Source organism: Roseofilum reptotaenium CS-1145 (assembly GCF_028330985.1).
Classification (GTDB): Bacteria; Cyanobacteriota; Cyanobacteriia; order Cyanobacteriales; family Desertifilaceae; genus Roseofilum; species Roseofilum reptotaenium.
Map to the genome: position 1 here is coordinate 1 of NZ_JAQMUE010000078.1, position 8,798 is coordinate 8,798.

Annotated in this window: 8 protein-coding genes, 1 tRNA gene and 1 pseudogene; 3 read left to right on the forward strand and 7 right to left on the reverse strand. The window is 44.4% G+C overall.

All coding sequences use genetic code 11. The features are described 5' to 3' along the window. Both PN466_RS14830 and PN466_RS14835 read right to left on the reverse strand, forming a co-directional pair. On the reverse strand, positions 1-578 hold a 578-nt coding region (locus PN466_RS14830), incomplete at its 3' end, for a hypothetical protein (RefSeq protein WP_271940423.1). Between the two features lie 390 nt (positions 579-968). After that, positions 969-1,041: transfer RNA gene (locus tag PN466_RS14835), tRNA-Arg, on the reverse strand. A 169-nt stretch (positions 1,042-1,210) separates the two neighbouring features. Between PN466_RS14835 and purH the strand changes: the two genes are divergently transcribed. Continuing rightward, a complete protein-coding gene (purH, locus tag PN466_RS14840) occupies positions 1,211-2,749 on the forward strand; it encodes a bifunctional phosphoribosylaminoimidazolecarboxamide formyltransferase/IMP cyclohydrolase (RefSeq protein ID WP_271940424.1) in 1,539 nt (512 codons plus the stop codon). Positions 2,750-2,798: 49 nt separating this feature from the next. Here the strand turns inward: purH and PN466_RS14845 are convergent, their stop codons facing one another. The 5 genes and pseudogenes from PN466_RS14845 to PN466_RS26365 form a co-directional block, all read right to left on the reverse strand. Further along, the gene (locus PN466_RS14845) at positions 2,799-3,212 is read right to left on the reverse strand and encodes a tyrosine/phenylalanine carboxypeptidase domain-containing protein (protein ID WP_271940425.1); all 414 of its coding nucleotides are present in this window, start codon (positions 3,210-3,212) and stop codon (positions 2,799-2,801) included. A 154-nt stretch (positions 3,213-3,366) separates the two neighbouring features. After that, complete coding sequence (locus tag PN466_RS14850; RefSeq protein WP_271940426.1) at positions 3,367-3,810, reverse strand: transposase; 444 nt, start codon at positions 3,808-3,810, stop codon at positions 3,367-3,369. Between the two features lie 192 nt (positions 3,811-4,002). Then, positions 4,003-4,119, reverse strand: a pseudogene (locus tag PN466_RS26360) (IS5/IS1182 family transposase); the annotation flags it as partial. Positions 4,120-4,746: 627 nt separating this feature from the next. Continuing rightward, positions 4,747-4,887 (reverse strand): hypothetical protein, encoded by a 141-nt coding sequence (locus PN466_RS14855; protein WP_271940427.1) that lies wholly within the window; start codon positions 4,885-4,887, stop codon positions 4,747-4,749. Positions 4,888-5,481: 594 nt separating this feature from the next. Continuing rightward, the gene (locus PN466_RS26365; RefSeq protein WP_390890008.1) at positions 5,482-5,688 is read right to left on the reverse strand and encodes a hypothetical protein; all 207 of its coding nucleotides are present in this window, start codon (positions 5,686-5,688) and stop codon (positions 5,482-5,484) included. A 216-nt stretch (positions 5,689-5,904) separates the two neighbouring features. Here PN466_RS26365 and PN466_RS14865 point away from each other — a divergent pair, with 216 nt between their 5' ends. Both PN466_RS14865 and PN466_RS14870 read left to right on the forward strand, forming a co-directional pair. After that, positions 5,905-6,093 (forward strand): hypothetical protein, encoded by a 189-nt coding sequence (locus PN466_RS14865; RefSeq protein WP_271940429.1) that lies wholly within the window; start codon positions 5,905-5,907, stop codon positions 6,091-6,093. Positions 6,094-6,367: 274 nt separating this feature from the next. Continuing rightward, on the forward strand, positions 6,368-8,557 hold the full coding sequence (locus PN466_RS14870) for a calcium-binding protein (RefSeq protein WP_271940430.1): 2,190 nt from the start codon (positions 6,368-6,370) through the stop codon (positions 8,555-8,557). The last annotated feature ends 241 nt before the right edge of the window (positions 8,558-8,798 follow it).

The window sequence follows — 8,798 nt, forward strand, 5'->3', positions numbered from 1 at the left end:
CCTTCACTATATTTTTCCCAGTCATCCCATTCGCTCTCCAGTCCGATGTAGGTTGCCATCAATCTACCGCTATCATTTCGTAGTCCCCTCTGGAGGCAACGGGGACTATCGGGGTTGTCAGCTCTGTACCACCAGTAACCGTATTTATCTGTCACCTTCTGACCCGGTAGGGTTGCTCTCATCATGCGATGGGTAAAGTGTCCCGTATCTAGCAGTTGCTTCTTATTGAGTACCCGTCCAGCATAAGGATTCACTTTCGGGTCGAGGAAGAGTTTATCTGCGCTAGCCCGGTGCAATTGCTGCGCCTCATCACGCCCCGATCGGGGTGAACAAATCAACTCGTCACCATTGAGCCGGTAGATAATTCCTCCTTTGTCAAAATCAACTGAAATAACTTTTTGCCGTAGTAGCTTGGCTACGATTGCCACCGAAAGGTAAACGCCGTCAGACATGGAACCGTTACCAATCTTCTGGAGCAACGTCTTAGTCGGGTCAGAAAGGGTTAGGGTTGTTCGGCTACGGGCAATGGCTTCTTTACGAGCAGCTCCAGGGTGTAAGCCATCTCTCTGTGTATGCATAGTCAGTGTCACTGTGATTGAGGGTGACATTCATTATATGCATGATTAGTGTCACTGTGATTGAGGGTGGTTTCGAGGGGGGAGTCTACCCCCTTATCTCTGAACACCCGGTGATTCACCGGGTGATAGCAGTTGCGTCTGAAATTGAGAGGATGTTTTTAGGGATTTTTGGGAGGGACTTTAGTTTCTCTCAGTTGCCTCTTGGGAACCCCCTTGGATTTCTCTATGGATTCTATAGAAAACTCTAATTACTATCTAACCCATTTGACCTATTTCTTGCCCCTTACTTTTGGAGGTGCTATGGTGGTTTTAGGTAGATTTTAGGCAGAGTACCAGATTCTGGTCTGGGTGTCGGAGCTGAAAAGTCTGGAGTGCTATACACAAGAAAGACGAGCACGGAGGGATTTGAACCCCCGACACCCAGAACCGGAATCTGGTGCTCTATCCACTGAGCTACGTGCCCTTAACCTAAGGAATCATAGCATAGATTTTCCCAAATTGAAACTTCTTCCTGGGGAGTGTGCGAGGTATTGCATTCAGGTCTGCAAGAATTTTAAGGTTTAATTTCTAATTGGTAATAAATCCCTGCTGTATCCTTAAACGTGGCTTATCAATCATGGAACACTTGTCTTATGGCTCCTCTCGCCCTTCTTAGCACATCCGATAAAACGGGACTGGTGGATCTGGCCCGGAGTTTAGTGGAAGAATTTGGATTTGATTTAGTGAGTAGTGGAGGTACGGCGAAAACCCTACAAAAATGTGGATTAACGGTAACGAAGGTTTCTGACTATACGGGATCGCCAGAAATTCTAGGCGGCCGGGTGAAGACGCTCCATCCTCGCATTCATGGGGGAATTCTAGCGCGGCGCAATCTGGAGGAGGATCTTCAGGATTTAACGGATAATAACATTCGCCCGATTGATTTGGTGGTGGTGAATTTATACCCGTTTGAACAGACAATCGCTAAGCCGGATGTGAAGTTAGAAGAGGCGATCGAAAATATCGACATTGGTGGCCCCACCTTGCTGCGAGCGTCAGCTAAAAATTATGCCCATTTAACCGTCCTCTGCGATCCGACTGATTATAATGCTTATGTAACGGAACTGCGTCAACAGGGGGGTAAAGCCTCAGCAGAATTTCGGAAAGAACGGGCGATAAAAGCCTTTGCCCATACTGCGGCCTATGACCGAGCGATTACTGCTTATTTAACCGGTCAGCAAGAGGAACTGTTGCCCTCTGAATTTAGCCTATCGGGACAGAAGCGGCAAACCATGCGCTATGGCGAAAATCCCCACCAGAGCGCCGCTTGGTATCAGACGGGAACGGGAAAAGAGGGATGGTCAGGAGCAACCCAATTACAAGGAAAGGAACTCAGTTATAACAATTTGGTGGATTTGGAGGCTGCGCGGCAAATTATTACCGAGTTTACGGATAAGCCCACTGTGGCTATTTTGAAACATACTAATCCCTGTGGTCTTGCGGTGGCGAATACGTTGGTGGAAGCCTATCAGAAGGCATTGGCAGCGGACTCGACTTCAGCGTTTGGCGGTATTGTGGCTCTGAATCAACCGATTGATGGGGCGACTGCACAGGAGTTAACCCAAATCTTTCTCGAATGTGTGGTTGCTCCTGGTTGCGATCCGGAGGCTCAAGACATTTTACACAAGAAATCGAAGTTGCGGGTTTTGGTCTTGCCGGATCTGATGCAAGGACCGCAGGTGATGATCAAGAGTATTGCGGGTGGTGTTTTATTACAACAGAGCGATCGCACGATTAGCACCCCGGATCAGTGGCAAGTGGTGACGGAAAAACAACCAACTCCAGAGCAGCTAGAAGAGCTATTCTTTGCTTGGAAAGTAGTGAAGCATGTAAAATCGAATGCGATCGTGGTGACCAAAAACCAAACCACCTGTGGCATAGGAGCGGGTCAAATGAACCGCGTCGGAGCTGCGAAAATTGCCCTAGAACAGGCGGGGGAAAAAGCCCGTGGGGCCATACTTAGTAGCGATGCGTTCTTCCCCTTTGACGACTCAGTACGGACGGCTGCGGCGGCTGGGATTGAGGCGATTATTCAGCCTGGAGGTAGCGTGCGCGATAAGGATTCGATCTCCGCAGCCAATGAGTTAGGTGTAGTGATGGTGTTTACGCGAATGCGCCATTTTCTACATTAAGAAATAGGGGGCGATCGCTGCACAAAAGGGCGATCGCGCCAGCAATAGCCTATATCAGATGCTCCGGTAAGTAGCGGGGTTCAACGAAGTAACCCTGGTCGCGTAACTCTTTCAGATCGGGTAACATATCGAGGGCGACTTTTCCACACATCAGCAAGGAATAGTCATCAGGATATTGTTCAAGGTGGGCGGAAACTTGACGAAATCCCTCAAAGTAAACCTTATCTTTGACATGGCATCCAGGAACACTGGTGTCAGTAAAACCGCGTTTTGCACGGGAGGTAATTGCAAAGGCTTCATCAAATGTTGTGTGTTGAATCAGTTCACAAAAAACATCGTAGAAGCTATGATTTAAACTCAGATAAGCGGCAATCACTCCTAGTGCATAACGGCGTTGATCCGCAGGAGATTGAACACCATAGCAAGCTTCATGGTAGTTGGCTAATCCTTCTTCTGTAGCCATATAAGGCACCTCTATTAATTGCTCTTTCGAGCAATTAATGAGATAAAAAAAGACCGCCTTTTTCCCAAAAGATGAAATTTCATCTAAGAAGTAGACAGTTCATCATAGACCAATTACTTTTTATTAAAACTCCCCTACTTATAGGGAGTTTTAATTATATATCTGAGGTTGACCAGAAGACATATCTGAGGAGATTAAATACTACATTTCTCAAACCTATATTGGCTTCTGCTCTCACTTTTCCAAGCGAACGTAAAAGCTTGCCTCCCATGCACATTACCCAAGCTCCAAATACATGCTCTACTTTCGCTCTCGTTCTTGATTTTTGTGCTTCACTTAACGGTCTGTATCTACATCCTTTTTCATGGATTTTACTCTCAAATCCTAGGATTGATAATCTCCATTCAATTTCTTCACTCCGATAGTCGCTATCTGCCCATATCTCTGGTTCTGCATTATCTATATTTATCATTTTTCCCAATACTTTTGAGTCATACACTAATGCATCTGTCCCTTCATATTTGCGAATAATTCCATATTTTTTATCGATACTTATATTATTTTTATAGCCGTAGTGATTTTCACCATTTTTCTTCAACTACCGAGCGTCCAAATCCTTCTGACACAATCGGTTCGGCCGTTATTTCCATTCTTCAGGAATTTCTCCTTCTCGGATTTCTTTATTCTCTTTTCTGCTATTTCTTTGCCTCGGCACAGGAATTAGAGTCGCATCTATTATTTGACTTTCTTCAGCTTTATAACCTTGACTTTTTAGATACTCCTCTAATTGCTAAAATAACTCTTCTACTAATTTCTTTTTCGTCAGTTTTCCCTTAAACAACCATACCGTTTTAGCGTCGGGTACTGGATCTTTTGTGCCCAGATTTAGAAGCTTCATAAACGAGAGTCTATCATTGACTTAATACTCCAATTGATCGTCACTTAAATTGAACATTGTGTGTAGGATAACTAACTTGAACATTCAGATAACGTCTAGGGGTTTACGACCGGCATTACTTGAGAGTTCACGGTCATGAATTTATTCGAGGATTGGACGAAACTCCTCCCAAGATACTAATTCATTCAGTTGAGAGAGCAGCGGTTTTTTCTCCTTTAGCTTTTTCTGACGGTTCTCTACGTCCAAAAAACTTATTTAACCCATTTTTTTTCCCTTACTTTTTCTTTCTTGATTATCTCATGAATTCACGGTATAGTCAATTAATAGAAGTGCCCTTAAGATAACGTCTAGGGGTTTACAACCGGCATTACTTGAGAGTTCACGGTCATGAATTTGTTCGGGGATTGGACAAAACTCTTCCCAAGGTACTAATTCATTCAGTTGAGAGAGCAGCGGTTTTTTCTCCTTTAGCTTTTTCTGACGGTTCTCTACATTCCAAGAACTTATTTAACCCATGTTTTTACCTTTCTTTTTTTCTTAATTATCTCATTAATTCACGGTATAGTCAATTAATAGAAGTGCCCTAAATGTGTATTGCGATAGGATTACTGTTCCTAACCTTTCTTCTCTGATATGTTATACTAAATGATGGCATTGTTCCAGTTGGTATGATAGTTTTGTAATTACATCTCGTTCTTGAGTTACTTTAATTTTAGCAATCACTTGGGCTGTAAATTCTGCACCTTCAATACAAGCAATATTTAGTATCTCACGCATTTCAAGGGATAAACGAGTAATACGCTCCTCAATAATTTCTTCAACTTTTGCTGGGAGCTTCTTCCAATTAAGCTGCTTAGATTCCTACCAAAATCCTTCTTCTTAGACTAAATCCCCTCGTTCTTGCATAGCGTGTAATAGTTCTGTTGTAAATAGAGCATGACCTCTAGTGCGGTCAAACAAAACTTTCCGAAAGGATGGACTAAGTTAAAAGCCTGTCCATGTTCCTCAGTTGTCCGATCGAGATCAATCCATATATCGCCATAAAGCCGTTTGATTTCGTTCAAGATTTGCTCTAGAGGATGCCGCTCACCATTCCGTCCTGCTGCCACATCACTGGGGCGATATAACCCAACAAACAAAACGCGACTATTTTTTAGCTCTCTAACCAGATAGAAAAAGAGGGTATTGGAAGAATTATCTACCCATTGAAGATCCTCTAGGATAATAACCGATGGACATTGTTCAGCTAAATTTCTGAGCAAAGCCGTATATTTTAGGAAAATTTGGGATTGCTCGATGTCGGCATGGCTTTTCTCTGCTGCCTTAGCGCGTTGTTCCAATTCTTCCAAATCTTCCAAGTCTTCTAAACCTTTAAGTAATCCCCCTTCTCTTGCACCGAAACGAGCCAGACCAGCCCAACATTGCCAGAATATTTCGGAAAGGAATATAGGGATTGCTAATTCCAGTTTGGGCATTGCAGTTGCCTCTAGTAAACAGTAAGTTGTCATCAAGGGATGCCGAATGCGCCAAAAATTCTTCAATCAGACGCGACTTCCCTGTTCCTGCGTCACCCTTGATAAAACAAACCTGAGTTTCACCGTTGAGTGCTTGGTGTTAGAGGTGGTTTCACACAAACGACGGAAAGAATATACATAAAAGAACGCAGAATATGCCGAGTTGGGAATCTTATACTATGCGATTTATAACCCTTTACAAAAAAGGAAACCCCAGCTAGAAGTCTATCAATTGAAAGGAGAAGAATATCAGCTTTTCCCAGGATAAGAACTCTTCTGGTTGCCAGAACTTTATTTAGGACTCGGTAGAGCAGAAGGAACCTATCAAGGGATAACTAGAGAATGGTTGTATTGGTATAATGATCAAGGAGAGCGCTATTTAACTCCAGAAGAGCAACTTTTATCAGCACGGCAACAAACTTTGCAAGCTCAAAGGCAAACTTTACAAGCCCAACAACAGGTTCATTAAGCCCAGCAGCAGGCTCGTGAAGCGCAAGAAAAAGTAGCAAAATGGGCTAAAAAACTGAGGGAATTGGGCATAGATCCCAGTCGCTTAGATGAGTAATGGATTATTTCGCCTGATTGTCTTTACTGGGGTGTCCGAATCGGGGAAATCGTCCTTAGTGATGGTATTTACTCGAATGCGCTATTTGTTACATTAACTAAAATCAACCATAACATAGCGTGACAACCATCCAGATTCGGCTAAAATAAGCTAGTGGTTAGGGTGAGGACGTGAACCCATGGCAGTTATCAACGGTATGCCCGGCAATAACTTCATTGTCGGAACCCCAGCAAGCGATCAAATTTTTCTCCTAGCTGGTAATGATACAGTATTTTCTCAGCAAGGGGGTGACCTGATTTTCGGGAATTTCGGCAATGACCTGTTATCTGGGAATGAGAATAACGACAGTATTTTCGGAGAACAGGGAACCGATATTCTGATTGGGAATCAGGATGATGATTTCATGAATGGGAATCAGGATAATGATACCCTCTATGGCGGTCAGGGGAATGATATCCTCTATGGCGGTCAAGGCAATGACCTGGTATCCGGAGACCGAGGAAATGATGTTCTCCATGGAGATTTAGGCGCGGATGTGCTGCTTGGTGATGGCGGCCAGGATATTTTTGTCATGGGTCGGCGTAATATATTTGGACAATCTCCTACCACTGGCGGCCCGTTAATTACAGATGCAGATATTGCCGTTGATTTTGAAGATGGACAAGATTTACTCGGTTTAGAACCGGGTTTAGCCTTTGAAAATCTGTTAATTACTGCTGGAACTGGGCCATTTACTGGCACGACTGTCATTCAAGATGCGGTAACCAGCAACTATCTGATGGTGCTCTCTGGGGTTAATCCGAATCAGATTACCGCAGCAGACTTTACTACGAACTTAAATCCCATCCCTGCGCCAACGCCAACCCCAACCCCAACCCCGACACCCACTCCGATTCCCCCTCCTCAACCGTCTACGATCTCGGTCGAAGCGACCACCAATATTGCCGTAGAAGGAGACCCAGCCACCAATGGTATTTTTACTCTCACCCGTACTGGAGGCTCTACTGCTGCTGCACTGACCGTTAACTATACAGTGCAGGGAACGGCTGCAAATGGCACACGCTACCAAATGCTCAACGAGAGTGTAACTATTCCGGCTGGAGCCACAACAGTGGAATTACCCGTTGTCCCGATTAATAATGATAGTCCTAATACGGTTGAGGATGTGACGATTACCCTCTCGAATAGTGGGTTTTATATCGTAGGAACTCCAAATACGGCTCAGGTGAAAATTCTGGATGATGATTGGGTATATGTGGATGATAACTGGGCAACTCTAGCCAATGGTACACCCGTTGACCCCGATGGAGATGGGCCGCTGACTGAGGGAGACGGGATTATTGGTATTAATGCCTTTGCTCAAATTCAGGGCGGGATTAATCGCGTCTCTACTACACCCACTGGTAGCTTGGTGCAAGTGCTACCAGGGATGTATATTCCTGGCCAGGTGATTAATATTAATAAACCCGTGCAATTGTTGGGGCCCAATGCCAATCAAGCGTTGGGTGCTACTCGCAACCCAGAAGCAACTATTGGAGGGGCAGGAGGGTTTGTGGAATTTGACCGCGCGGGATCTCCGGCTGGACCAATTATCATTAATGGATTCCAATTTACCAGTGACGGGATTGCTGAAACTCCGGTCATGAATTTGAGAGACCCTGGTAGTGAAGTGGTTATTCGTAGTAATACGTTTACAAATCTGATTGAAGATGGTATTTTCCGGTCTTTGAATTCGCCTAATCCTCAAGGGTTTGGTACGTTGACGGTTCAAGATAATTTGTTTGATGGGATTACAGGCAATGGAAAGCGGGCGATGTTTATCTATGAGGTAGATACAGTAAATATTATTAATAATGCGGTGAATAATGTGGGGAATGCTGGTGAAGATGCTCCAGGAATCTTGTTGGATACAATTGGTTCAGCCAATATTAGTGGTAATCGTTTGAATACAGTGCGCCAGCAGGGGATTCAAGTAGCTGGGGTGAGAGCCGGTGGCGGTACAGTAACTATTCAGAATAACCTGTTGGAAAATATTAATACAAATAATGGGGGCACAGATGGAGCGATTCGTCTGCGAGAGTCTCCGTTTGGAGCAACTTTGAGTAATGCAGGTAGTATTGTGGTTCGGGATAACCGGGTGATGGGTAGTAATAATGGGTTGGCCATTCGTCCGGGTACGAATTTGGGAACAGGAGACTTTTTGACGGTTACGAATAATGCGTTTGCCGTGAATGGCGGTACATTCTCAATTATCCATAATGGTACAGGGACATTAAATGCTGCGGGTAACTTTAGTGACATGATTGGCGGAACTGCACTGACAGTAGTCAATGTAGGTGGAACAAGTGCTGGTAGTGTGGTGCTTTAGGTGTATTTTTTTACTATCGTGAATTACCTGATCCCTATTTTAGCCGGGTCACGGTGTAGTGCCGTGACCGCTCTAATTTGGTGCATTAGAAAAAGAGGGATTCATATCAAGTCCGGAGAATCAATCAAAGTATAGCCGCGATTTCACGCCACCAATGAAAACGGGTCAAGTCTCGAATCAATGCCCTCTGGGTCAGTAACTTTCGGCAACGTTGGTATAAAACCTCTTCGAGTTCATCGAG